Source organism: Streptomyces sp. NPDC051105 (assembly GCF_040682795.1).
Lineage (GTDB): Bacteria > Actinomycetota > Actinomycetes > Streptomycetales > Streptomycetaceae > Streptomyces.
On sequence record NZ_JBFBBR010000009.1, the window covers coordinates 68,453 to 93,520 of the forward strand.

Genomic DNA, 25,068 nt, shown 5'->3' on the forward strand with positions numbered 1-25,068 from the left:
CTAGACTTTCGGTGTGGTGAGCACCGACTGGAAGAGCGACCTAAGGCAGCGCGGCTACCGGCTGACGCCGCAGCGGCAACTCGTGCTCGAAGCTGTGGACACCCTTGAGCACGCGACCCCCGACGCCATCCTCGGTGAGGTGAGGAAGACCGCGTCGGGGGTCAACATCTCCACCGTCTACCGGACCCTGGAGCTCCTGGAGGAGCTGGGGCTGGTCAGCCACGCCCACCTCGGGCACGGGGCGCCGACGTACCACCTCGCCGACCGGCACCACCACATCCACCTGGTCTGCCGCGACTGCGAGAACGTGATCGAGGCGGACGTGACGGTCGCCGCGGAGTTCACCGCCAAGCTGCGGCGGGAGTTCGGCTTCGAGACCGACATGAAGCACTTCGCGATCTTCGGCCGCTGCCAGGACTGCGCGCGCAAGGGAACCAAGGCCGCAGCCGTCCAGACTTCAATTACCGAGTCGTAGGCTTACTCATATGAAGAGCCCCCTGCTGACCCTGCCCGGCGCCGTGCCCGCCGAGGGCGTGGACGAAGGAGTCGCCGCCCACTACGGCGACCTGTTCCGCGAGCAGCGCGCCCTCGCCGACGGCGCCGGTTTCGTGGACCTCTCGCACCGCGGTGTCGTCACCGTCACCGGCGACGACCGGCTCGCCTGGTTGCACCTCCTGCTCACCCAGCACGTCAGCGAGCTGCCCGTCGGCGAGGCCACCGAGGCGCTGGTCCTCTCCGCGCACGGCCATATCGAGCACGCGCTGTATCTGGTCGACGACGGCACGACGGTCTGGGCCCATGTGGAGCCCGGCACCGCACAGGCGCTGATCGCCTACCTGGAGTCGATGAAGTTCTTCTACCGGGTGGAGGTCGCCGACCGGACGGGCGATTTCGCGGTCGTGCACCTGCCGGCCGGCTCGATCGCCGAACCCCCGGACGGTGCCGTCGTACGCGAGACGGCGTACGGCCGTGATCTCTTCCTGCCCCGCGCGGACCTGGAGTCGTTCGCGGAGAAGGCGGGCCCGGCGGCCGGCCTGCTGGCGTACGAGGCCCTCCGGGTGGAGAACCACCGGCCCCGCCTCGGCTTCGAGACCGACCACCGCACCATCCCGCACGAGCTGGGCTGGATCGGCACCGCGGTGCATCTGCAGAAGGGCTGCTACCGGGGCCAGGAGACCGTGGCCCGGGTGCAGAACCTCGGCAAGCCGCCCCGCCGCCTGGTCTTCCTGCACCTGGACGGCAGCGACGTGCACCTGCCGCCGCACGGCACGGAGATCCGGCTGGCCGACGACGGCGAGGACGGCCGCAGGATCGGCGTCGTGACGACGTCGGCACGCCACCACGAACTGGGTCCGGTGGCCCTGGCACTGGTCAAGCGCAACGTCCCGGTGGACGCCCGGCTGATCGCGGGGGATACGGCCGCGGCGCAGGAAGTGATCGTCGAACCGTAGGGAGCCGGGATTCCGGGTCTTCCCGGGATCCCCCGGATTCCGGGAAGCACCCTGCGAGATATGCCGTTGACACTCATCATTGGCAACGGGCAGCGACTTCCTGAACACGGTGCGCACGTGTTCGACTTGCCGGTCGGTGTGCCCCCCGGGGGGAGGCGCTTTGACACCGCAGGAGGAGTTCGCCGCGGCTGGGCCCTGCCCACCCCGGCGGTCCTCGCCCAGGTCTGCGCCTAACTGGCGGAGCGCACCGACCGCCACGGCGAACCGTCCGCGTACGTACCGCCGTTGCGCGCCCTCCTCGACGCGCACGGCGACGAACTGGTCCTGGCCGGCCGGCCCACCGTGCTGCTGGGCCCAGCCGCCCGCTTCAGCGCGCTGCTCGCCCTGGTGGCCGGTGAACCGGAGACGGCCTCGGCATGGCGGGCCTGGCCCGCGACTGCCGGGAGCTGCTCACATCTCCAGCAGCACGGTGAACGGCCCGTCGTTCGTCAGCGACACCCGCATCTGCGCCCCGAACCGCCCGGTGGCCACCGTCGCCCCAAGGGCCCGCAACTGAGCCACCACCTCGTCCACCAGCGGCTCGGCCACGTCGCCCGGCGCCGCCGCGTTCCAGGTCGGCCGCCGCCCCTTGCGCGCGTCGCCGTACAGCGTGAACTGGCTGATCACCAGCAACGGCGCGGCGATGTCACTGCACGACCTCTCCTCGGACAGCATCCGGATCGACCAGAGTTTCCGGGCCAGTTGGGCCGCCTTCTCCTTGGTGTCGTCGTGGGTCACGCCCACGAGCACACACAGCCCCTCACCCTCGATCGCGCCGACCGTCTCGCCGTCCACGACGACACTGGCGCCGTCCACCCGCTGAACCACAGCTCGCATGCGGACCATCATGCCCGGTGCCCCGGCGGCCCTCGCGGGGGCCCATCATTGATCCTCAACCTCACATCTAGGGCCGTTCGGGGGCACTCGGTCACATTGCGGCCACTTGGGGTGGCACCATGCTTCCACACGCCGGTCGAGGGGACGGTAGAGGCGTATGAGCACACCGAGTACCGGGCGACTGAAGACGCAGGGCGCGCAGAGCGCGCAGAGCCTGCCCCGGCCGCCCGCACCACGCGGCGAGGGCATCGCACTGCCCGCGGAGCCGCCGGAGCACGACCTGGGCCGCCTGAGCCTGCCCGAACTGCGCGTCCTGCGCCGGGACGCGCAGCGCGACGAGGCCGATCTCAGCTATGTGAGACGGCTGCTCCAGGGCCGTATCGACATCCTGCGGGCGGAACTGGCCCGCCGCTCCCCGGCGGGCGCGGCCGCCGTCGTGGACCGCCTCCCGGAGATCCTGACCGACGCCCCGGCCCGCCACCGCTCCTCGGCCCGCCACGTCACCCTGGGCACCCCGCACAAGGAGGAGTACGGGCGCCTGGCCGCCGACATGCTGGCAGAGGTCGAGCTGTCCGACCTGGCGGCCCGCACGGACCCGGAACTGACGGCGGCGATGGGGAGGCTGGTCCGGTACGAGCAGGAGGTGTCGAGACGGCGACAGCGACTGCAACGCACGGCCGACGACTCCAGCGGGGAGATCGCAAGGCGCTACCGGGAGGGCGAGGCCCAGGTCGACGATCTGCTGACGTAGGGCTGAGCGCCCCTGTCCGGCAGGGGCGCGGGGCTGTATCGGCGTGCGGTCACCGCCGCGTGGGCGCGACCGGCCCCCACCGGGTCCGCAGCCGAAATCCACTCGGCACCCCGGAAGCGAACACCTACGGTGAACGTATGAACGACGCCGTCGAAGTCCGCCCCGTCATCGAACCCGAGCTGGAGGACTGGCACCGGGCCCTGAGAACCGGTTTCCTGCGCCCGCCGGCCCTCACAGCCGACCAACTCGACGCCCGCCGAAGGCAGTTCGTGCCAGGCAGACTCCTCGGCGGCTTCGACGGCACCCGCTGCGTGGCGACGTTCCGCTCCTTCGCCCAGGAACTGACCGCCGTCGGCGGAGCGACCGTCCCCGCCGACGCCATCTCCAACGTCACGGTCACCGCCACCCACCGCCGCCGCGGCCTGCTCACCCGCATGATGAGCCAGGACCTCGCCGCGGCGAAGGAGCGCGGAGACGTGGTCGCGACCCTGATAGCCGCCGAGTACCCGATCTACGGCCGCTACGGCTTCGGGCCGGCCACCACGATGACGGAATGGACGGTCGAGGTCACGCGGGCCGGCCTGGACCCCCGCTGGTCGCGCCCCGAGGACGGCGGCCGGATCGACCTCGTCGACGCCGACGACATCCGCAAGCTCGGCCCCGAACTGCACGAACGCGTCCGCCGCGGACAGCCCGGCGCGGTCAGCCGTGACTGGCTGTGGTGGTGGGCGAACACCGGCAAGATCCGCTTCGACACCGACTGGACCGAGCCGTTCTACGCGGTGTACCGGTCGGCGGACGGCGAGGTGGAGGGCATCGCGTCGTACGAGGCGGACAACAAGTGGCGCGACAAGCAGCCCTACAACACCGCCGACGTGAACTGGCTGCTCGGCGCGACCACCGCGGCCGAGCGCGCCCTGTGGCACTACCTCTGCTCGATCGACTGGATCACCGAGGTGAAGAGCGGCTTTCGGTCGCCGGACGACCTGCTGCCGCACTACTTCCCCGACCCGCGCGCCGCGCGGATCACCACCCAGGCGGACTGGCTGTGGGTGCGGATCCTGGACGTCGTACGCGCCCTGGAGGCGCGGACGTACGACGTGCAGGGGTCGCTGGTCCTCGAGGTGGTGGACCGGCAGGGGCTGGCCGGCGGCCGGTTCCGGCTGGACGCCTCCCCCGAAGGGGCGTCCTGCACCCCGACCGCCGACGCCCCGGACCTCACCCTCGACATCGCCGAGTTGGCCAGTGTCTGGCTCGGTGACCGGTCCGTGGTGCGGCTGCACGCCCTCGGCCGGGTCCAGGAAGCGCGAGTGGGCGCCGCCCGGAAGGCCGACGCCCTGCTGCGCACATCCGGGCGTCCCTGGTGCCCGGACATCTTCTGAGACGGTCTCCTTCCTTCCGGCGACGGCGCCTGAACCACCTTGTTCAGATGTGCTCATCCGTAGCGAGCTGTGAAGTTGTGGCTGTGCGGATCTGCGGGTGTTCAGTTGTCGGTGTTCAGTTGTGACTGTGCCCAGGTGCTGTGCGCTGGTCGTGCGCCTCGGCGGCCGCCCTGGTTGACCGGGCTCCCGGCTCCCCTCCGGAAGGGAACCCTGTCGGCCAACCACCGAGGAAGTCTGACCATGTTGTAGAAGTTGGTAGCCAACTCCACTGTACTTATCTCCACTTGGAAGCGACTCATAACCACCTTCCCGGGAACTGCCGAAAGATGGCGGGAAGTTGTACTGTTTGTCCGTGGACCCGGAACGCGCTACCGCCAGTGAGCGGGAGAGGCCACAGCGGCCTCTGGCGTCACACCGTACGGTGGCCGACGCGCTGCGCACCCAGATCAGGTCAGGGGTGCTGCGGCCGGGCCAGCGCATGCCCACACAGGCCAAGCTGGCCGACGAGTTCGGGGTCGAGCGGGGGGCCGTACGGCAGGCGCTGCGCATCCTCCAGTCGGAGCATCTGCTCACCAACGCGTCGAAGGGTGCGCCGGCGACGGTCGCCCCTGATCCGGGCATGATCCGGTCGGCCGGGGGCCCGGAGGCGCAGCCGCAGCCCACCATGGTGGCCCTCGCCTCCCGGATAGAGGCGGCCTTCGCGGCCCCGCAGGTGCGGGTCGACGCGCTCTGTCTGACCTCGGTCTCCCTCAACCTCGCGCTCGGGGAGCCGCTGCGGCTCATCCACGCGGGGCGCCTGGAACCGGCCAAGATCGACGTCCGGGTGCTGCTGCCGAGCCGGAACATCGACCTCGCGTTCCCGACGGCGCTGGACGCCTCGGCCGAGGAGGCGGTGCACAACCGCTGGCTGGCCCAGCGCAACGCCCAGGGCCAGGTGCTCCGGCACAACCTGCTGGCGCTGCGCGCGACACACGGCGTCGACGTCCAGGTCACCTTCCGGGCCCTGCCGTTCACCCCGCCGGTCAAGTTGTACCTGCTCAACGGGGTGGAGGCGCTGTTCGCGTACTACACGCTGGGGCGCCACGAGCGGGAGATCGGCCACGAGCACCTGCAGACGTACGACGCCGAGGGCACGCGGTCGATGCTCTTCGCGTTCGAGCAGGGCGCGGGGCTGCGGGACACCGCGTTCGTGGACCAGTCCAGGCGGTGGTTCGACGCCCTGTGGGAGACGATCAGTTCGGAGTTGCAGCTGACGGCCTAGTCCTCAGTGAGCCGTTCCTCGCCGAGCCGGTCCTCACAGCGCGGGACCGGTGAGCAGCAGGGCGAGCAGGACCGCGCCGACGGAGCTGACCGCCGGACTCTTGGCCTTGATGCCCACGGTGAGCAACAGCAGACCGATAATGCCAGTGGCACCGTACTTCGACTGGATCATCTGTTCGAAGCCGACGACGAAGACGGCGGAGACAAGTGCGAGGGCGGCAGGCATGGTGGTTCCCCCATCGTCGGGAAGCAAAGCTTCCACCAACTTGACCAAGTTGGTAACCAACTATGCTTAAGTTGTCCCCAGTTGGTTGGGACTTATAAACAACTTCCAAACAACTCCCGCCAAATAAATCAAAGTTGTAGCGTTTGGTCGTGACTCAGGAGAACGTGGCAGTGGACGGCGCAAGCAGACTCACTCCCCAGGAGATCGCCGACACCCTGCGCAAGCGCATCCGCAGCGGTGACCTCAAGGCGGGCGACCGGCTGCCCACCCAGGCCGAGCTGGCCGACGAGTTCGGCGTGGAGCGGGGCACCGTACGCCTGGCCCTGCGGGCACTGCAGGACGACGGCCTCCTCACCAACGTCACCAAGGGCAGCCCACCGCGGATCGCCGTACCCGGCCCGCGGCCCCACGACGAGCCCCAGCCGACGATGGTCGGCCTCGGCCCCCGCATGACGGAGGCGTTCGCCGCCCCGCACGTCCGCATCGACGCCGCCTGCCTCACCGCCCAGAGCCTGCTGCCGGCGCTCGCCGAACCCCTGCGCCTGATCCACGAGGGCCGGATCCTCCCCGAGAGCATCGACGTCCGCGTCCTGCTCCCCGGCCGCGACATCAACCTCGCCTTCCCGGTCCCGGTCGAGGGCGACGACGAGGCCGTCCACAACCGCTGGCTCGCCATGCGCAACGCCCAGGGCCAGGTCCTCCAGTACAACCTCCAGTCCCTGCGTTCCACCCACAAGATCCAGGTCAACGTGACCTTCCGGGCCCTGCCGTTCACCCCGCCCGCCAAGCTGTATCTGCTCAACGACGCGGAGGCGTTGTTCGGGTACTACATGGTCATGCGCCGCGAGGAGCTCACCGACAGCGGAACGCTGGACATGTACGACGCCGTCGGCTCCGAGTCGCTCCTCTTCTCCTTCGAGAAGCGGGCAGGTCACCGGGATGCCGCGTTCGTGGAGCAATCGCAGAAGTGGTTCGACGCCCTCTGGGAAACCATCACCACGGACCTGACACTCTCCTAGTGACTTCTGATACGACGCAGACTGAACCTGTGACGGAAGAGACGGCGCGCGCGACCGAGCAGCTGCGGGATCTGATCACGCGTGCCCACGTGGTCCTCTGGGACTTCGACGGGCCGATCTGCCGGCTGTTCGCCGGCCACTCGGCGGACCGGGTGGCCGCGGACCTGGTGCGCTGGCTGGAGGGCCGCGGCCTGCGGGGCCTGGTCACCGGCACCGAGCGCGACTCCCTCGACCCGCACCTCGTGCTGCGCGCGGTGGACCGCAGGCGCCGTGGCAGCGACCTGGTCGCCGAGTTGGAGGAACGTCTCACCAACGAGGAGCTGCTGGCCACGTCGACCGCGATGCCCACGGCGTACGCGGACATCCTCATCCAGACCTGGCGGGCGCGCGGCGCCCGGATGGCGATCACCACCAACAACTCACCGCGGGTGGTCCGGGCCTACCTGGAGGAGCGCGAGCTCATCGCCTGCTTCCACCCGCACCTCTACGGCCGCACCGAGGACCTCCAGCACCTCAAGCCCGACCCGCACTGCCTCAACCGCGCCCTCAGCGCGATGGGCGCCGCCCCCGCCGCGGCCCTGATGATCGGCGACTCCCCCTCGGATCTCGAGGCGGCCCGGAGGGCCGGGGTGCCGTTCCTGGGCTACGCGCGTAACGAACGGAAAGCCAAGCTTTTGACCGAGGCCGGGGCGGGGTGCGTCGTGGGCTCGCTGGAGCCTCTGCTGGCGATTCTGCGGGACTAGCCGCCAGTTCGCGTGCCCGCTGCCGGCGCCTGCGGATCCACGCCGTCAGGGACACCAGTAAACCCGTCGCCCAGAACGCCAGTTGAATCAGGTCGTCGACCTGCACGCCGATCCCGAACACCTGGATGGTCATGGCTTTCCACCCCCCTTTGTCCCCGCAGCTGTCCGTCAACCTCTCAAGTTCCCGAGTTGACTGAGAAGTTGACTGCCTACCGCAGGAATGCCCAGGCAACTAGATCCAGTAACCGGTAAGTTGACTGACAGGTTGCATGACTGGAAGTTGTTTGCCGGAGACCCGCACGAGGTACGTACGGCATGTGACCAAGCGGACGAAAGACGGCGGCGCGTTCCAGCGGGTCTCGGAGGAACTCCGGGTCCGGCTCTCCGACGGCGGCTATCCGCTGGACTCCTTCCTGCCGTCCCAGGAGACGCTCGCGCAGGAGTTCGGCGTCTCCCGCGACACCGTGCAGCGGGCCCTGCGCGAGCTGGGCAGCGAGGGGTGGATCGAGGGCGGCCGGGGCAAGCGGTCCAGGGTCGTCATGCGGCAGCACATACAGTCCTCGGCACCCCGGGCCAGCCGGTCCCGGCACCACCCGATGACGCTGGGGCCGCTGATCGGCGAGGCCTTCGAACGGGACGAGGTCACCCTGGACATCTCCACCCTGACCTCGGAGAGCCTGGACGCCCACATCCGTATCCAGGCCGAGCGGATCCGGGCGGGCGACATCTCGCCCCGGCGGATCCACCTGCGGATGCTGCTTCCGGCCGAGACCCAGAACATGCCGTACCCCCGGGCGAGGGACAACAAGGACGACCCGCGCCTGCCGGCGCGGCTGCGCGCCATCACCGAGGCCCACACCGCGTCCCTGCGTACGGTCCTCGACCAGCTGCACACCGAGAACCTGGTGCCGGACGTGCGACTGGAGGTCCGCCGCACCGAGCTCACCCCGACCTTCAAGCTGTACGTCATCAACCACGACGAGGTGCTGCACGGCTTCTACGAGCCGATCCTGCGGACGGTGATCCTGGCGGACGGGACGGAAGTGGAGGCCGTGGACGTCCTGGGCTTCGGCGCCACCCTCACCCACCATGTCGGCGACTCGGACCCCAAGTCGCCCGGTTCGGTCTTCGTCGCCAACACGACCAGGTGGTTCAACTCGGTGTGGGACCTGCTCACGGTCTGAGCCGGTCCGCCGTGCGCTAGCATGCGGCCCATCGTCTGAGCAACAGCTCGGGTTCACGCGTATGAGTGCGTGTGTCAGGCACGGCGAAAGAACCGGCCTGGGCCGGCACAGGGACCGGCAGACGAGTGCCCACCACCACCCGACGGGGTCACTCGGCCAGGCCTCCAGTCGTGTCGCGCGTTGTCTGGCATTACCGTTTCCCTGCCCAATTCCTCGCGATCTCGCGCGCACGACCCCGGAGCGGCCAGTGGGTGTACCGCCTGTCCCCCCTGACGTCGTGAACGGGGGAGACACCGGCAGACCGCTGCCCGTCGACGAGTACGACGCGTTCCTGCGGGACGCGGCGACCCGGGGGCGCGCGAGCAGCGGCTTCCACAACCAGAACTACGTCCTGCCGCTGACCGAGCCGATGGCCCGGCACCTGGGCCGCGCGCCCGGCACCGCCGTGACCGTCCGGGTCCGCAGGTCCGACGCGCTGCCCGTGGTGATCAGGACCTGGCAGAACGAGGCCGCGATCCTGCGGGCGATCCAGGGCGTGCTGCCCAACGTGCCGGCGTGCCTTTTCGAGGGGAATCGCTTCACCATCCACAGCTATGTGGAAGGCGTTCCGCTCTCCGCCGTCTGCCCGAACGACAAGCCGGTCGATCACCTGCTGCTGAAGGACCTGGTGGAGCTGTTCGCCCAGATGACCCAGGTCCGCGGGACCGCGCTGCCGCCCCTGCCGTCGATCTGGCCCCGCAACCACGTGGACAGCCAGGGATTCCTGCGGACCCTGGCCCGGATGGCCGACCTGCAGATCCGCGAGGCCAACTGGCCCGCGTTCGGGGGGCTGTTCGCGGCCCTGGGCATCCCCGAGGACGCCCTGCTCCGGTTCGCCGACCGGGTGCCCTGGATGGCGCGGCGTCCCTACAGCCTGCTCCACGCCGACCTGCACCGCGACAACCTGATCATGTCGTACGACGGCCCCGCGCCCCTCATCTGCGTCGACTGGGAGCTGGCGAGCTACGGCGACCCGCTGCACGACCTCGCCACCCACCTGGTCCGGATGCGGTACCCGGACCACCAGTGGGACGAGGCCGTCGACGCGTGGGCGGCGGCCATGCAGGCGGTGCGGCCCGCCGCCGTGCACGGGACGGCCAAGGACCTGCGGCACTACGTGGACTTCGAGCGGGCGCAGTCCGTCTACCCCGACGTGATGCGGGCCGCCCAGTCCCTGGAGGAGTCCCTCGACCAGAAGAGCCTGGACCGGGCGACGGCGGCCGTCCGCCGCGCGCTGACGGCGGGCGCCGAACCGCTGCGGCTGCGCACGGTGCCCGGTGACCGGGAGATCGAGCGGATCCTCGCCCGCTGGGCGACGTCCCCGGCCGTCGACGGCACCCGGCGCGGCCGGATCACCGGCGTCATCGAGTGGAAGCCGGACCGGCGGGTCCCGGAGCATCCCCTCTTTCCCTACCGCGCGGTGTCCGACGCCCTGCTGCTCGAAGGCGCGGCACCGGCCCGCCAGGTGTTCAAGGGCACCGCCCACCTCAACTCGGTGATCCGGGTGCCGGGCGTAGAACGTCCCGTGGTGGTCCGCCGCAAGGTGCCGCACGTGCTGCGCCGTGAGCGCAGCTACCTCAGCGAGCACGCGGTGCTGCGGGCGATCGAGCGTTCCGGTGCGGCGGTGGCCGCACCCCGGGTCCTGGCCCTCGGGGAGAGCCACTCCCACTACCTCTTCGCGCACTCCCGGGACCGCTTCGCCATCCACACCTACGAGGGCCCGGCCGACATCGACCGCAGACCCGACCACCCCGTGCACGGCCTCCTGCCGCACGAGGCCGACCGGCTCGTCGACCAGCTGGCCGCGCTCACCCAGGTCGACTACACTGAGGTCGACCCGGTCGCGAGCCAGCCGTACTTCTACGAGTGGCTCAGCGACCAGCTCTTCGTCCTCGTCGCCGGCCTCCCCAAGGAGTCCCAGCAGCTGGCCCGCTTCCTCGGGCTGCCCGACGCCGCCCGGCTGCGCGAGATCCTCGCCCGGCACCGGGTCAGCTGCCGTGCCCCCGCTCTCCTGCACGGCGACCTCAACCCCTGGAACCTGGTGCGCCGCGACGACCCGCTCGCGCTGACCATCATCGACTGGGAGATGGCCCTGGTCGGCGACCCGCTCTACGACCTGGTCCGGCACATGCATCTGACCCCGACCCGGCCGGAGATCCGCGACCGGATGTTCCGCCGCTGGGAGCGCCTGCTGCCCGACAGGTTCACGGTGGACTGGCAGCGGGACTGGCGGGTGTACCGGTGGACCGAGATCGTCCGCTCGGCCTACGTCGACCTGGACCGCCTGGTCACCGGGGCGGGCCTGGACGCGCCGAACGTGCGCCGCGCGGTGGACACGTACACCATGACCCTGGCCGCGGCCACCGCCTCCCTGGGGCTCACGGTCCCCTACCGGGCCAACCCCTACCTCACCCGCGCCCTCGCCTGACGCCCGCTGCGTAGGCTCGGTCCCATGGGTGAGACGGGCCTGCGCGCGCGCAAGAAGCGGCGGATGTACGAGGACGTGTCGGACATCGCCGTACGGCTGTTCCTGGCGAAGGGGTTCGACGCGGTGCCGGTCGCCGAGGTGGCCGCCGCGGCCGGCATCTCCAAGCCGACGCTGTTCCGGTACTTCCCGGTCAAGGAGGACCTGGTGCTGCACCGGATCGCCGACCACGAGACGGAGGCCGCGCGACTGGTCGCCGGGGCGGACTCGCCCGTCGGCGTACTGCGGCAGCGCTTCCTCGACGGCCTCCGGCGCAACGACCCGATCACCGGGCTCAACGACCACCCGCAGGTCCTCGCCTTCCACACCCTCCTCAACAGCACGGCCACCCTGGTCGCCCGCCAGCACACCTATCTGGAGCGGTCCGAGGCCGCGCTCGCCGAGGCCCTCGGCGGCACCCTGGACGCCCGGCTGGCCGCCGGCCAGATCATCGCCGTACAGCGGATCCTCGCGCAGGACAACTGGCGGCGGATCGTGGCGGGGGAGCCGTTGGAGGAGGTGCGGGAGGACGCGGTGCGGGCGGCGGAGCGGGCCTTCGAGCGGCTGGAGCGGGCTCTGCCGGAACTTGGGAAGCCCGGTTAAAAATTTAACCCAGTAACGTTTTCTCGCTTACGCTGGTCCCCATGCAGCAGGAACCCGCCCAGCGCGAACTCGACCGCGAACGTGCCCACCACGACGCCTGCCGGGCCGCCCTCGCCCGCATGGTCGAAGGCGCCGCCGAGCACGTCGTCACCGGCGAGGACGTCTCCGCCTCCGGCGCCGACGCCGAGGTCCTCGGCCACCGGCTGCGCAGCCGGGCCAAGGAGATGCGCGAGCTGCCCCAGGGCCCGCTGTTCTTCGGCAAGCTGGACTTCGACTCCGGCGAGCACGCCGGGCAGAGCTACCGCATCGGCCGGCTGCGGATCAGCGAGGAGCCGACCGCCCCTCCTCTGGTCGTCGACTGGCGGGCGCCCGTCTCCCGCGCCTTCTACCAGGCCGGACCCGACGAACCGCAGGGCGTCGCGGTACGGCGCCGGTTCGGCTGGGCGCCGGGCAGCCGCGGCGACTCCGCCGACCTCACGGGATGGGAGGACGAGCGGCTGACCACGGGCGAGTCCGGCCCCGGCACACTCCTCGCCCAGGAGATCGAACGGCCCCGCGTCGGCCCCATGCGGGACATCGCCGCCACCATCCAGCCCGACCAGGACGACCTGGTCCGCGCCGACCTCACCGCCTCCGTCTGCGTCCAGGGCGCCCCGGGCACCGGCAAGACCGCCGTCGGTCTGCACCGCGCCGCCTACCTCCTCTACACCCACCCCCAGCGCATCCGCCGCTCGGGTCTGCTGATCATCGGCCCCAACCGCACCTTCCTCTCCTACATCTCCGAGGTCCTGCCGGCCCTCGGCGAGACCGGCGTACGCCAGACCACCCTCCCCGACGAGATCGCCCGCCACCCGGCCACCGGCACCGACTCCGCCCGGGCCGCCGCGCTCAAGCACGACCCCCGGATGGCCGAGGTCCTGCGCCGCGCCCTGTACGCCCATGTGTCCGTCGAGGCCGTCCACCCTCTCTCCCTCTCCGACGGCACCTACACCTGGCGGCTGTCCGCCGCCGCGCTGACGGAGATCGTCGCGGCGGTACGGCGCGAGGAGCCGCCCTACGCCGTCGGGCGCGAGCGGGTCCGGGGGCGGGCGATGCGGGCCGTCCAGCTCCAGGCCGAACGGCGGGCGGGGCCACAGCCGGCCGCCTGGACCCGCCGTCTCGAACGGTCGCGGGCGATGAGCGCCTGCCTCGACACCGTGTGGCCGAAGGTGCGCCCGGAGGAGGTGCTGGCCGCACTCCTCACGGACGCCGAGGTGCTGGCGCGGGCGGCCGAGGGGCTCCTCGACCCCTCCGAACAGCAGGCCCTGCGCTGGCCCCGGCCCCCGCGCTCCCACAAGTCCGCGCGCTGGTCACCCGCCGACCTGGTCCTCCTCGACGAGATCGCCGGACTGGTCGAACACCCCGAGGGCTACGGCCATATCGTCGTCGACGAGGCCCAGGACCTCTCTCCCATGGAGTGCCGGGCGATCGCCCGCCGGGCCGTCTTCGGCTCGCTCACCGTCCTCGGCGACCTGGCCCAGGCCACCACGCCCTGGTCCGCGCGGAGCTGGGACACCGTACTGCGCCACCTGGGCAAGCCGGACGCGACGGTCGTCCCGCTCACCACCGGGTTCCGCGTCCCCGCCGCGGTCGTGGACCTGACGAACCGGCTGCTCGGGCGCCTGGGCACGGACGTGCCCCCGGCCCGGTCCTACCGCGCGGACGGAGAGCTGACCCTCCGGCCGACGCGGGACGTGCCGGCCGCCACGGTCGCCGCGGTACGCGAGGCCCTGACCCGCGAGGGTTCGGTGGGCGTCGTGGCGGCGGACGCCCAGGTGGCGGACGTACGCGCCGCGCTCACCGCCGCGGGCATCGACCCGGCGGAGGCGGACCGGCTCGGCGCCAGGGTGGCCGTGGTCCCGGCGAGCCTGGTCAAGGGCCTGGAATACGACCACGTGGTCGCGGTGGAACCCGCGGCGGTGGCGGAGAGCGAGGAACGCGGGCTGCACCGGCTGTACGTGGTGCTGACCCGGGCGGTGTCGAGACTGGACGTGGTGCACGCGAGGCCGCTCCCGTTCTGAGGGATCCTGTCCGGGTGCCGGTCGCAGGGCGACGGTTGAAGGGTGGCGGTTGCCGGTTGTCGACCTGCGGCTGGGGTCCGCGGCTGGCGACCGTATCCAGCCCGCCGGACTTCGGCGGACTTCGCCGGACTGCCAGCCGGCAGGGACCGCGTCGTCGCAGCGGGCGCCGAGGCCGCCGGGGACCGGGGCACCGACATGGGTGCCGGCCTCCGCGCGGGGGAAGGATTCTGGCCGTGCCCGATCATCCTGCCACCGCCGCCTCCGCCCAGGCCGTCGCCCTCCTGCGTGATCTCGGTGCCGCCGAGATCACCCACCCCGGGGGGACTCTCCTCGCGCACCTCCAACGCGTCGAGGAGCAACTCGCCGTATGGGGTGCCCGGCCCGCCCTCCGGCTCGCGGGCCTCTGCCACGCGTTCTACGGCACCGACGGCTTCCCCACCGCACTGTTGCCCCTGAGCCGCCGTGCCGAACTCGTCGCGGTGATCGGCGCGGAGGCCGAAGCCCTGGTGTACCTCTACGGCTCGTGCGACCGGAAGGCCACGTATCCGGCCCTCGCGCAGGCCGACGCCGCCGTCCACGACCGGTTCACCGGCCGCGCCCGCGTCCCCGGGCCCCGGCCGTGCCGGGACTTCGCCGAACTGACGGCCGCCAACGAACTCGACCTCGCCGGCCTGGACCCGGCCTTCCGCGAGCGGTGGGGCGCCGGCCTGCTCGCCCTGTTCACCCGCTTCCGGCCCCTGCTGAGCCAACCGGCTTGGGAGTCGTGCCGGAGCGTGCTCGGGGGGACATGAGCGACGAGGTGATCGCCTTCATCCTGCGGGGCTGCGCACCGGACACGCGGCCCTGACCGGACGGTCGGTCCCCGCGCCCCTGCTGTCCTGTTCTGCACAACCGTGGGCAGCCGCCCCTAGGCTGTTGCTCGCGGAAGTCCACTGGTCGGCCCGGAGGCGCCATGTCCCTGCAGATGAAGCTGGTCGCGATAACGCTCGACTGCCCCGACCCGCTGGCTCTGGCGGCGTTCTACCAGCAGGCCACCGGTCTTGAACCGCATCCGAAGTCGGACACCGAGTTCGCGGGCCTCAACGGTGAGCACGGCCTCTTCATCGGTTTTCAGCGGGTCGACGACTACCGGGCGCCGCGCTGGCCCGAGCAGACCGTTCCCCAGCAACTGCACCTCTGCTTCGACGTCGTGGATCTGGACGAAACCGAGACCCTGCTGCTGGCGCTGGGCGCGGGCAAGCCGGAGCACCAGCCGCACGAGGCCGCCAAGGCGCGGGTTCTCACCGATCCGGCCGGCCATCCCTTCTGCATCTGCCGAGGCTGACCGTCCCGTCCCACCCGGTCCGAGGCAGTGCGGCTCGGTGAGGTCCGGGCCCGATGCCGGGCCTGTTCACTCGCGGCGCTGTGCTTCCTCCCGCGTCGGCTGGGAGGGCACTCTCGTGGTGAGCGGTGCGGCAGGGCGGGCGGTGGTGCTGCCGGCCGCTCCTTCGAAGCGGCTCGGAAACGGGTACTTCCGGTCCAGGAAGGTGTGGATCGCGGCCTGGGCGGCCGGTCTGGTCTCCGGGGGTGTGTCCACGTCGTTGAGGCAGAAGAAGTCGATGTCCTCGCCGGCCGTGAGGCGGGCCAGGCGGCGGCGCATGTCCGGTGTGCCCAGCTGGACGTAGCGGAAGCGGTAGTCGGCGGGGACGGCCCGGCCGGTTGCCATCGCCCAGTGGTGGTGGAGCGTGGACGCGGGGGCCACGTCGGAGGTGGAACGGAAGCGCGAGTAGGCGGTCCGTTCGAGTTCCTCGATTCCGAGGCTCTCCATCTCCCGCATGACCGAGAGCAGTTGGGGATGCGGGGTGTGGAGCGACTTGTGCGTGATGTGTCTGCCGTGGAAGCGCCTGATCACCTCGCGGGCGTTCTTGCCGGCGGAGTTCGGGGCCGGTTCGAGCGGGTGCGGGGCGCCGACCCCGAGTTTCAGAGGGGACAGCGGGATACGGGCGATGCCGTTGCCGTGGAAGAAGTGCTCGGGGCCTACCGGGCGGTTGATGAAGACGTCGTCGTTGAAGTAGAGGTAGTGCTCCGACAGGCCGGGGATGCGGTGCAGGCCGCTTTCTATGGCGTGGGAGTTGAAGACGGGGAGCGCGTCGGCCGGGAGGATGTCCCGGTGGTCGATCACCGTCAAACCCTCCGCGTCCGGGTCCAGCCAGGCGGGGATCTGGGAGTCGGTCACGAGGTAGACGCGCCGGACGAACCCCGCGTACATCTCCAGTGAGCGCAGTGCGTACTTCAGTTCGTCGTGACTGGTGTAACGGGAGGCGCCGGTCTCGCGCGGAGCGATGACGTCGTCGGAGAGTTCCTGATGGGCGCGGCGCTTCGCGGCCATCGCCGGGTCGTTCCCGTCGACCCAGGTGTACACGGCGTCGACGGGGAACAGCACCTCGTCGATGCCCGGCTCGGCGAACGGGGCGAACGTCGGGACGGAGCGACGGCGACCCGTGGCCGGTTGCCGCGCGGCCACCGGCAGCACTTCCGCCACGGGGTTGCGGCGTGGGGCGACGAGCGCCGGGCCGAAGACGTCCGGCAGCCGGCTGCCGGGCACGGTGAGCCAGGCGGGATCGGTGCCCGCGGCCGTACCCGGGGCGTCGCCCGCGGCGGCGTCCGAGCCGGCGCCGAAGTCCCGGCCGTGACGCCAGAACTCGATGTCGCACCCCGTTTCCAGGCCGCTGAGCACCTGCCCTGCCGGGCCGAGGCGCACCACACCGGTGCGGAGCACCGTGGCCCGCCGCAGGGCCCGCGGCAGCCTGCCGTCGGCCCACAGCACCGCGGCCGTCACGGTGCCGTCCGGTCCGACGGCACCGACGTACCCGGCGGTGCCCGCGAAGCGCCGGGCGGCCCGGGCGAGGACCGCGCCGCGGTACGCCTCCTCGACGCCCACGACCTGCCGTCGCGCGCCGTGCCCGTGGTCGGAGGGAACCAGGAAGTACGGGACCTGCAGCCCTTCCAGAAGGGTGCAGACGCGTTCGAGATCGGCTTCGACGGCGTCCGAGGCGGTGTACGCGGCGACCGTACGGCCGTACAGCCTCGTCGGTCCCAGCGTGATCCCCCGCGTTCCGGGGACGGCGGCCCGCAGACGGCGTCGGGCCCGGGTCGCGCGCAGTGCCCAGAGCCGGGCCCACACCCGGGTCCACAGGCGCATCAGAAGGCTCCCGGCGGCGCGCAGGCCCGCGGGCGCCGTGAAACGGTGACGGATGTCCATGCCCCCCGGCCCCCGTCAGTCTTGCTTCTCGAAGGGGCTCGCGAAGGGGAAGTAGTCCTCCAGGAACTCGTTCATCCGGGCGCCGACCCGCTCCCGCTCCTCGGGCGGCACGTCGACGTCGTTGAGGCAGAAGAAGTCGAAGCGGCGGTTGCGGCGCAGATCGGCCAGGCGGGCCTCCGCGTCCGGACGGCTGATGTTGACGTACCGGAAGCCGAACCGGCCCGGCACGCCGTGGCCGGTCATCAGCGCGTACTGGTAGAGCAGCGGGGCCGTCATGGCGATGTCCTGCGGCGAACGGAAGCGGGACGCCGTGGTGCGGCGGATGTCCTCCGGGAAGAGCTCCTCCAGGGCCCGCAGCGTCTCCCGCTGCTGCGGCAGCGGGGTGTGCATGAAGTTGTTCGTGGTCATCCGCCCGAACCTCTCCAGCAGTAGCCGGCGGACGTTCTTGCTCGCGGAGTTGGTGGCCGTCTCCTCGGCGTGCGGCTTCCCGACACCTATCTTGAGCGGGGACACCGGGATCTTCATGAGACCGCTGCCGTGGAAGAAGTGCTCCGCGGTGACCCGGCGGCCGACGAACACGTCGTCGTTGAAGTAGAGGTAGTGCTCCGACAGGCCGGGGATGTGGTGCAGCCGGGTCTCGATGGCGTGCGAGTTGAACACCGGCAGGACGTCCGCCGGGAAGATGTCGCGGTGGTCGACGACCGTGATCCCCGGAGCGGTGTCGTCGAGCCAGTGCGGCTTCTGACCGTCGGTCACGATGTAGATGTGGCGGACGAAGTCGGCGTACATGGCGAGCGAGCGCAGTGAGTACTTCAGCTCGTCGTGGCTGGTGTAGCGGGAGGCGTTGGTCTCCTTGTCCAGGATCTCGGCGGTGCCGCGCTCCTGGTACCGGGCACGCTTGGCGCGCATCTCCGGCTCCTCGCCGTCCACCCAGGTGTAGACGACGTCGACGGGGAAGGTCACGTCGTTCACGGTCGGCCGGGTGAGCGCGGCGAAGCTCGGCAGTTCCCGGTCGCCGATCCGCACCAGGGCCGGCTTCTGCTCGGATGCCGGAAGCACGTCCGTGACGCCGTTGTTCCGCGGTGCGACGAGGGACTCCGCGAAGACGTCCTCGGACGCCTGCGGCTGGACCGCGGCCAGGCGCCGGGGGCCCTTGTCGGAGGCGAGGAGTTCTGCCCCGTCCTCCCAGAACTCGACGTCGCAGGCGAGCTCCGGGCCGGCGAGCAGCTGGCCGGCGGGGCCCAGGTGGTTCTCCCCGACGCGCAGGACCGGGGCCGTACGCAGCGGGGCCGGCAGGACACCGTCCATGAACAGGGCGGGGTGCTTGAGCTTTCCGCCGGGCAGCGGTCTGCCGATGAACACCGCCTTCCCCGCGTTCCGCGCCTCGAGGGCGGTGAGGAAACGCTCCCGGTCGAGGGCGTTCACGCCGATGGTGTGGCGGATGCGCGAGGCCGGCACCAGGAAGTAGGGGATGCCCTCCTGCTCCAGCGCGGCGAGGACCAGGCCGAGGTTGGCGGCGGCCGCCTCGGCGGCGGTGAACCGGGTCACGACCCGTCCGTAGAGCTGCTGGCCGCGCACCGCCACCGGGCGGAGCACCGGGTCCGTGACCGCTGCCCTGCGGCGCCGCCGCAGGGTACGCAGCTGCCACACCTTCTCGGCGGCCTTCCGCTCGACTCGCGGTCGCACCCGCCGGGCAAAGGAACGGACGGTCACGTTCTGGGCTCCTCTACATCAACCTCTACACACCCTTGTGTTAACCAGACGGACATCCAAGGCGGATGGTTGTAGAAATTTTTCTCGGAGAATTAACGAAAAACCGATCTTGGACACACCCGGCTCATATGTGTCTGTGCTACTGATCGCCGACTCCACCGTCACCGGCGGCAGGAAGTGGCGAAGCCGGGAGGGGGGTGCCGGGAGCGGGGGAGCGGGCGGCTGTACTCGGCCGTCCGGATATGGCGCGACACACTTTTGCAAGCGGGTGCTTGCAATTGTTAGCGAGAGTGAGGCAGGGTGGAGGTATGGCATCGCTCAACGTCGGCAATCTCGGTGAGTATCTGCGCGAACAGCGGCGCAACGCGCAACTGTCGCTCAGGCAGCTCGCCGACGCCGCCGGGGTGTCCAATCCGTACCTGAGCCAGATCGAGCGCGGGCTGCGCAAGCCGAGCGCGGAGGTGCTCCAGCAGGTCGCGAAGGCCCTGCGGATCTCCGCCGAGACGCTGTACGTCCGCGCCGGCATCCTCGACGCCGAGCGGGATCTGAACGAGGTGGAGACCCGTGCGGTCATCCTCGCCGACCCCACCCTCGACGAGCGGCAGAAGCAGGTGCTGCTTCAGATCTACGAGTCGTTCCGGAAAGAGAACGGCTTCGGGTCGGGCGAGGAGAGCGCGCGTGCCGCCGGCGACGAGGCCGGCGGTGTGCGGGGCGACGGCAGCGAAGCCGGCAGTGACATCGGCGGTGACGCCGACAGCGACACCGGCAGTGATGCCGGCAGCGACACCGGTCCGCGGCGGACGGCCGGATGAGCCGGCCAAGCGCGTCGGCCGCCGCGCCGCGGACCACAAAACCCTCAGCCGAACCTGAATCCGGGAGGACCATCACCATGGCCATCACCGACGACCTGCGCAAGACCCTCAGCGACCCCACTCCGTTCTACTTCGCCGCCGGCACCGCCGACCTCGCTCTCCAGCAGGCCAAGAAGGTCCCCGGCCTGGTGGAGCAGCTGCGCGCCGAGGCCCCGGCCCGCATCGAGGCCGTCCGCAAGGCCGACCCGAAGGCCGTGCAGGAGAAGGCCGCCAGCCGCGCCAAGGAGGCCGGTGCCAAGGCCAAGGAGGCGCAGGCCAGCCTCCAGGCCAGGGTCAACGACTTCATCGTCTCCCTCGACGGCGACCTCAAGAAGCTCGGCGAGTCCGCCCAGGACTTCGCGCTGCGCCAGGTCGGCGTGGCCGCCGAGTACGCCGTCAAGGCTCGCGAGACCTACGAGAAGGTCGCCGAGCACGGCGAGCAGGCTGTGAAGACCTGGCGCGGCGAGGCCGCCGAGGAGATCGAGGACCTGGCCATCGCCGTCGAGGGCAAGCCCGAGCCGGTCGAGGTCAAGGCCGACGAGAAGAAGGCGGAGCAGCCGAAGGCCGCCGAGGCCAAGCCGGCCGCGGTGAAGAAGGCTCCGGTCGCCAACGCCAACGCCAACGCCAACGCCAAGAAGGCCCCGGCGCCCCGCAAGGCCACCCCGGCCAAGAAGACCACCCCGCCGGCCAAGTAACCGGCAGGGCGACGGGGCGCACGGGCCGGGCACTCCTCGGGTGTCCGGCCCGTTATCGGGGCAGCGGGAACGGCCCAACGGGTACGGTGGCCGCATAGGAACAAGCCGAAACGGGTGGTGGACGTTGTGCTGATGCAGGGCTTCTCAAGTTTTCTGGGGCTGCTCTACCTCGCCATGCTGGTCCTCGCCGTGGTGGCGCTGGTCATGGCCGCGTTCTTCCGGGTCGACGCGTACCGGGCCGCGGACAAGCAGAACAAGGGCTTCTGGCTGATCATCCTCGGCATCGCGGTCGCGGTGAACCTCCTGGTGCCCATGCTCTTCCTCCAGCTGGCGGGCCTGGTCGCCACGATCGTCTTCTTCGTCGACGTCCGCCCGGCCCTCAGGCAGGTCTCCGGCGGCGGCTTCGGCCGTCGAGGCGGCAGCAGCAGCGACGGCCCGTACGGCCCGTACAACGGCGGCCGGTAGTTACGCGGGGGCGTGCCTCAGCGGGCACGCCCCGACCGGGCGCCCGGCGCTATCGACATGCGGCTCAGCCGCGTGGCCGCGACCGGTCCGTAGCGGCCGTCCGAGGGCCTACGACCGCCCCCACGGCGAGCCTGCGCGCCCTCCACGGCGAGCCTGCGCCTTCCGCGGTGAGCCTGCGCCTTCCGCGGTGAGCCTGCGCCTTCCGCGGCGCGCCTGCGCCTTCCACGGTGAGCCTGCGCCTTCCGCGGTGAGCCCGCGAGCCTGCGCCCCCCACGGCGAGCAGCCGATCAAGCCAGCCGGTCCAGCAGCACCAGGGCGACGTCGTCGGTCAGCTCGCCCCCGTTCATCTCCCGCACCTCGTTCACCGCGGCGCGCAGCAACGCCTCGCCGCTGAGCCCCTCGCCCAGCTGCCGGCGCACCATCTCGACCATCCCCTCCTGACCGAGCCGCTCCCCGCCCGAGCCCACGCGGCCCTCGATCAGCCCGTCGGTGTAGAGCATCAGGCTCCACTCGGCGCCCAGCTCCACCTGCATCCGCGGCCACCGAGCCCCCCGCAGCAGCCCCAGCGCCGGCCCGTTGTTGTCGTACGGCAGCAGCTCCGCCGGCCGTCCGGGCCGGGCGACCAGCGGGGCCGGGTGACCGGCCAGGCACAGCCCGGCCCGGCGCCCGTCCGGCGCTATGTCGACCGTGCAGAGCGTCGCGAAGATCTCCTCGTCGGAGCGCTCGTGTTCCAGCACCTCCTGGAGCGTGCCCAGCAGCTCGTCGCCGCAGAGCCCCGCCAGGGTCAGCGCACGCCAGGCGATCCGCAGCTCCACACCGAGTGCGGCCTCGTCCGGGCCGTGCCCGCAGACGTCACCGATCATCGCGTGCACGGTGCCGTCGGGCGTGCGCACGGTGTCGTAGAAGTCACCGCCGAGCAGCGCGCGCGAGCGGCCGGGGCGGTAGCGGGCGGCGAAACGCAGCGAGGAGCCGTCCAGGAGCGGCGTGGGCAGCAGGCCCCGCTCGAGGCGGCGGTTCTCCTGCGCCCGTACCCGCCCCTCCGCGAGCTTGCGCTCCACCGTGAGGGAACGCTTGCGCTCGACGGCGTACCGGATGGCACGGCTCAGCAGCCGCCCGTCCAGCTCGTCCCGGAAGAGGTAGTCCTGCGCGCCGACGCGCACGGCCTCGGCGCCGCGCTCGGCGTCACCGGAGGCGGTGAGCGCGAGCACGGCGTGCCGGGGCGCGAGCCTGAGTACGTGCTTGAGCACGGCGAGCTCGTCGGGGTCGTCGTCGACGCGGCCCGGCGCCGGCAGCGCCAGGTCCAGCAGGATGCAGTGGACGTCGTCGGTCAGCAGCCGCTCGGCCTCGGTGAGGTTGCGGGCGGTACGGACGCGGATCGAGTTGCCGGACGCGTCCCGCAACTCGGGCAGCACCGGCGAACCGGCCGGATCGTCCTCGATCAGCAGCAGGGTGAGAGTGGTGCCGCCGCTGTTCGGGGCGACGGCTTCCGTGCGGTTGGCCTCTTCCTTGAGGGGGCCGCCGTCCTGTGCGGGTATGGCGACCGGCGCCTGACCACTCTCCGCGGCCGGGATCGCTCTCTGCCGCGGTACGGGTACGGGCATCGTGTTGGGTTCCTTCCCTCCCCCCGAGGGCATGGCGGGGCGAGGGACCTCGACCCACCAGACGGGGACCATAGCGGTACTGGCCGCCGCAACGGAATGGTGTGAGCCGCGTCGCTCTGTCTCAAGCCTTTGGCATATGCCGCGTGCCGTAACGCAGTTGGACAAGAAGGCCACCCGAGGGGGATGACGAAGGTCACGTGGTGCCCGGGTTTCAAAGGGTGTTGGCGTGCACTGGGTCATATGGCGCAGCTCACGAAAGGTACATCACACCCAAAGCGCCTGGCGGTGCTCAGGCGTCCGGCCGCACCACGCCGAGGATCGGCATCGTCCCGGCGCCGCCGATCGACACCGTCCGCCCCGGGCGCGGGGCCTGGATGATCGCGCCGTCGCCGACGTACATCGCGACATGGCTGGCGTCGTCGAAGTAGATGATCAGGTCGCCGGGGCGCATGTCCTTGACGTCGACGTGCTTGAGCTGCTTCCACTGCTCCTGCGAGGTGCGCGGGATCGGCTGCCCGGCGCTCGCCCAGGCCTGCGAGGTCAGGCCGGAGCAGTCGTACGAGTCCGGGCCCTCCGCGCCCCATACGTACGGCTTGCCGATCTGGGCGGTGGCGAACGCGACCGCCTTCTGGCCCGCCGCGGACGCCTTGCTGTGGATCTCGTCGAGTATCCCGGTGTCCAGCCAGGCGGTCTGCGCCTTGTAGGCGGCCTCCCGCTCCAACTCGGCGAGCCGTGCTTTCTGCTTCTTCTCCAGCGTCGACTGGAGTTTCTCGGCGGCGGCGATCCGCTGCGTGATCTTCTTCTTCGCGGCGGCCTTCGCCTTGCGCCCCGCCTCCAGCCTGTTCCACTGGTCGGCCGCGTCCGCCGCGTACTGCTTCAAGTCCTGCTGGGTCTGGGTCAGTTCCCGGATCAGGCTCTTGGTGGCCCGCTCGCCCTGGAGCACCCGCCCGGCCCCGTCCAGGAACTGCGAGGGGTTGTCGCTCAGCAGCAGCTTGGCGCTGTCGGGCAGCCCGCCGGTGCGGTACTGGGCGGCCGCCGCCCGGCCCGCCCGCGCCTTCAGCCCGTCGAGCTTCCGCTGCCCCTTGACGATCTTCCGGGCCAGGTCGACGATCTCGGCGGACTGCTTCTCGGCGGCCTCTTCGGCGGCGTTGTACGCGTCGGTGGCGACGGCCGCGTCATGGTAGAGATCGTCCAGTTTCTCCCGTACCGCCTCAAGGTCCTTGTCGGGAGGGAGCGTCAGGGAGGCGCTGGGGGAGCCGCTGGGGGAGGGGGTGGGGCTCGGTGCCGCGAACGCCGCGCCGGGTGCCGCCAGTACGGTCACCGCGCAGACCACGGTCACGGCCGCTGTCAGGATCCCGCGACGCCCGCCCGCCCGGACGTCGTGCTTGTCCGGTCCCATGACCGCCCCCCAAACTGATTAACCATCAGTAACATCCAGCACGTGGTGGATCGTGCCATGTCACGCCGCAAACCGACAGAGGTAGTGACAGGTGGGTTCCTCCCCGGTCTCCCCCGGGCATGCCGCTCTCCCCGCCTTTGTGACGAACACCTCACCGAGATCGTTCCCGGCGCCCGCCGGCGTCAGGACGACGGCGCCAACGCCCCCCACGCCACGGTCACTTCCCCCTGCCGCCAGCGCACCACCGAGTCCGTCACCGGCCAGTCCCCGGTCAGATCCCGCACCGCCCGGATCCATCGCTGCCGGGCGCCGTACGACGCATAGGGCGCGGCGGCCGCCCAGGCGCGGTCGAAGTCCCGCAGGAACGCGTGCACCGGCTCGCCCGGCACATTGCGGTGGATCAGCGCCTTCGGGAGCCGCTCGGCGAGGTCCGACGGCCGTTCCAGGGAGCCGAGCCGGGTCGCGAAGGTCACCGTCCGGGGCCCCTCGGGCCCGAGCGCGACCCATACATGGCGCCGCCCGATCTCGTCACAGGTCCCCTCGACCAGCAGCCCGCCGGGCGCGAGCCGTGCGCACAGCCGCGCCCAGACGGCGGCGACCTCGCTCTCGCCGTACTGCCGCAGCACGTTGGCGGCGCGAACGAGCGACGGCCGCCCGGCGACCGGGATCTCGAACCCGCCGTGCCGGAAGACCAGCCCGTCCCGCTCGTACGGTTTCGCGGCGGCGACCCGGTCGGGCTCGATCTCGATCCCGACGACCCGCGCGCGCGGCGCGACGGTACGCAGCCGCCCGAGCAACTCGACAGCGGTCCAGGGGGCGGCGCCGTACCCGAGGTCCACGGCCACCGGGTCGCCGGCGCGACGCAACGCGGCCCCGTGCGTGGCGGCGATCCACCGGTCCATACGGCGCAGCCGATTGGGGTTCGTGGTCCCGCGCGTCACGTTTCCCACGGGGCGGGAAGCGCGGGTAGCCATGGATACGAGGGTAAGTGTGAGGCGCCCCTGTAAGGGGCGCGGGGAACTGCGCGACCAGCCCCCACCGGCCC

General features: G+C 71.2%; 23 protein-coding genes. 16 read left to right on the plus strand and 7 right to left on the minus strand.

All coding sequences use genetic code 11. The features are described 5' to 3' along the window. Window positions 1–13: 13 nt before the first annotated feature. Together AB0N16_RS22790 and AB0N16_RS22795 are read left to right on the plus strand one after the other, a co-directional pair. A complete protein-coding gene (locus AB0N16_RS22790; protein WP_365799433.1) occupies window positions 14–475 on the plus strand; it encodes a Fur family transcriptional regulator in 462 nt (153 codons plus the stop codon). 10 nt (window positions 476–485) lie between these two features. After that, window positions 486–1,451 carry a folate-binding protein gene (locus tag AB0N16_RS22795; protein ID WP_365799435.1) on the plus strand — a complete coding sequence of 322 codons (966 nt, stop codon included), beginning with the start codon at window positions 486–488 and terminating at the stop codon, window positions 1,449–1,451. Window positions 1,452–1,901: 450 nt separating this feature from the next. On the opposite strand, the gene dtd is transcribed toward AB0N16_RS22795, so the two are convergent. Continuing rightward, on the minus strand, window positions 1,902–2,327 hold the full coding sequence (dtd, locus tag AB0N16_RS22800) for a D-aminoacyl-tRNA deacylase (protein ID WP_365799437.1): 426 nt from the start codon (window positions 2,325–2,327) through the stop codon (window positions 1,902–1,904). A gap of 157 nt (window positions 2,328–2,484) precedes the next feature. Here dtd and AB0N16_RS22805 point away from each other — a divergent pair, with 157 nt between their 5' ends. The 3 genes from AB0N16_RS22805 (at window position 2,485) to AB0N16_RS22815 (ending at window position 5,721) form a co-directional block, all read left to right on the plus strand. After that, window positions 2,485–3,078, plus strand: a complete 594-nt coding sequence (locus tag AB0N16_RS22805; protein ID WP_365799439.1) for an aerial mycelium formation protein — start codon at window positions 2,485–2,487, stop codon at window positions 3,076–3,078. A 137-nt stretch (window positions 3,079–3,215) separates the two neighbouring features. Then, window positions 3,216–4,460 (plus strand): GNAT family N-acetyltransferase, encoded by a 1,245-nt coding sequence (locus AB0N16_RS22810; RefSeq protein WP_365799441.1) that lies wholly within the window; start codon window positions 3,216–3,218, stop codon window positions 4,458–4,460. Between the two features lie 346 nt (window positions 4,461–4,806). Next, complete coding sequence (locus AB0N16_RS22815; protein WP_365799444.1) at window positions 4,807–5,721, plus strand: GntR family transcriptional regulator; 915 nt, start codon at window positions 4,807–4,809, stop codon at window positions 5,719–5,721. 33 nt (window positions 5,722–5,754) lie between these two features. Here the strand turns inward: AB0N16_RS22815 and AB0N16_RS22820 are convergent, their stop codons facing one another. Continuing rightward, the gene (locus AB0N16_RS22820; protein ID WP_365799446.1) at window positions 5,755–5,946 is read right to left on the minus strand and encodes a hypothetical protein; all 192 of its coding nucleotides are present in this window, start codon (window positions 5,944–5,946) and stop codon (window positions 5,755–5,757) included. Window positions 5,947–6,089: 143 nt separating this feature from the next. On the opposite strand from AB0N16_RS22820, the gene AB0N16_RS22825 reads away from it, so the two are divergent. The 8 genes from AB0N16_RS22825 to AB0N16_RS22860 all read left to right on the plus strand — a co-directional run bounded on the left by AB0N16_RS22825 (window position 6,090) and on the right by AB0N16_RS22860 (window position 15,382). Then, entirely contained in the window at window positions 6,090–6,965 is an 876-nt protein-coding gene (locus tag AB0N16_RS22825; protein ID WP_365799448.1) for a GntR family transcriptional regulator, read from the plus strand. After that, entirely contained in the window at window positions 6,914–7,708 is a 795-nt protein-coding gene (locus AB0N16_RS22830) for an HAD-IA family hydrolase (RefSeq protein ID WP_365799450.1), read from the plus strand. The genes AB0N16_RS22825 and AB0N16_RS22830 overlap by 52 nt, the downstream gene beginning before the upstream one ends. Before the next feature lie 317 nt (window positions 7,709–8,025). Then, window positions 8,026–8,892 (plus strand): winged helix-turn-helix domain-containing protein, encoded by an 867-nt coding sequence (locus AB0N16_RS22835; RefSeq protein WP_365799452.1) that lies wholly within the window; start codon window positions 8,026–8,028, stop codon window positions 8,890–8,892. A gap of 409 nt (window positions 8,893–9,301) precedes the next feature. Next, window positions 9,302–11,359 carry an aminoglycoside phosphotransferase family protein gene (locus AB0N16_RS22840; protein WP_365799977.1) on the plus strand — a complete coding sequence of 686 codons (2,058 nt, stop codon included), beginning with the start codon at window positions 9,302–9,304 and terminating at the stop codon, window positions 11,357–11,359. Between the two features lie 24 nt (window positions 11,360–11,383). Next, window positions 11,384–11,998, plus strand: coding sequence for a TetR/AcrR family transcriptional regulator (locus AB0N16_RS22845; RefSeq protein WP_365799454.1), 615 nt, complete (start codon window positions 11,384–11,386; stop codon window positions 11,996–11,998). 41 nt (window positions 11,999–12,039) lie between these two features. Continuing rightward, window positions 12,040–14,058, plus strand: a complete 2,019-nt coding sequence (locus AB0N16_RS22850; protein ID WP_365799456.1) for an AAA family ATPase — start codon at window positions 12,040–12,042, stop codon at window positions 14,056–14,058. A gap of 233 nt (window positions 14,059–14,291) precedes the next feature. Then, the gene (locus AB0N16_RS22855) at window positions 14,292–14,849 is read left to right on the plus strand and encodes a DUF6817 domain-containing protein (protein WP_365799458.1); all 558 of its coding nucleotides are present in this window, start codon (window positions 14,292–14,294) and stop codon (window positions 14,847–14,849) included. A gap of 161 nt (window positions 14,850–15,010) precedes the next feature. Further along, entirely contained in the window at window positions 15,011–15,382 is a 372-nt protein-coding gene (locus tag AB0N16_RS22860; RefSeq protein ID WP_365799460.1) for a VOC family protein, read from the plus strand. Window positions 15,383–15,448: 66 nt separating this feature from the next. Here AB0N16_RS22860 and AB0N16_RS22865 read toward each other — a convergent pair whose 3' ends face one another. Together AB0N16_RS22865 and AB0N16_RS22870 are read right to left on the minus strand one after the other, a co-directional pair. Then, on the minus strand, window positions 15,449–17,299 hold the full coding sequence (locus tag AB0N16_RS22865; RefSeq protein WP_365799462.1) for a stealth family protein: 1,851 nt from the start codon (window positions 17,297–17,299) through the stop codon (window positions 15,449–15,451). Between the two features lie 15 nt (window positions 17,300–17,314). Further along, window positions 17,315–19,012 carry a stealth family protein gene (locus AB0N16_RS22870; RefSeq protein ID WP_365799464.1) on the minus strand — a complete coding sequence of 566 codons (1,698 nt, stop codon included), beginning with the start codon at window positions 19,010–19,012 and terminating at the stop codon, window positions 17,315–17,317. Between the two features lie 308 nt (window positions 19,013–19,320). Here AB0N16_RS22870 and AB0N16_RS22875 point away from each other — a divergent pair, with 308 nt between their 5' ends. From AB0N16_RS22875 to AB0N16_RS22885, 3 genes are all read left to right on the plus strand, one after another. After that, window positions 19,321–19,824: a helix-turn-helix transcriptional regulator gene (locus AB0N16_RS22875; protein WP_365799466.1), complete on the plus strand. Its 504-nt coding sequence runs from the start codon at window positions 19,321–19,323 to the stop codon at window positions 19,822–19,824. Window positions 19,825–19,901: 77 nt separating this feature from the next. Continuing rightward, window positions 19,902–20,558 (plus strand): hypothetical protein, encoded by a 657-nt coding sequence (locus AB0N16_RS22880; RefSeq protein WP_365799468.1) that lies wholly within the window; start codon window positions 19,902–19,904, stop codon window positions 20,556–20,558. A 126-nt stretch (window positions 20,559–20,684) separates the two neighbouring features. Further along, window positions 20,685–21,023, plus strand: a complete 339-nt coding sequence (locus AB0N16_RS22885) for a DUF2516 family protein (RefSeq protein WP_365799979.1) — start codon at window positions 20,685–20,687, stop codon at window positions 21,021–21,023. 287 nt (window positions 21,024–21,310) lie between these two features. Here AB0N16_RS22885 and AB0N16_RS22890 read toward each other — a convergent pair whose 3' ends face one another. From AB0N16_RS22890 to AB0N16_RS22900, 3 genes are all read right to left on the minus strand, one after another. Continuing rightward, window positions 21,311–22,624, minus strand: coding sequence for a SpoIIE family protein phosphatase (locus tag AB0N16_RS22890; protein WP_365799470.1), 1,314 nt, complete (start codon window positions 22,622–22,624; stop codon window positions 21,311–21,313). Window positions 22,625–22,913: 289 nt separating this feature from the next. Next, entirely contained in the window at window positions 22,914–24,023 is a 1,110-nt protein-coding gene (locus AB0N16_RS22895) for a C40 family peptidase (RefSeq protein ID WP_365799472.1), read from the minus strand. A 182-nt stretch (window positions 24,024–24,205) separates the two neighbouring features. After that, window positions 24,206–24,997 carry a class I SAM-dependent methyltransferase gene (locus tag AB0N16_RS22900; protein WP_365799474.1) on the minus strand — a complete coding sequence of 264 codons (792 nt, stop codon included), beginning with the start codon at window positions 24,995–24,997 and terminating at the stop codon, window positions 24,206–24,208. Window positions 24,998–25,068: the final 71 nt, after the last annotated feature.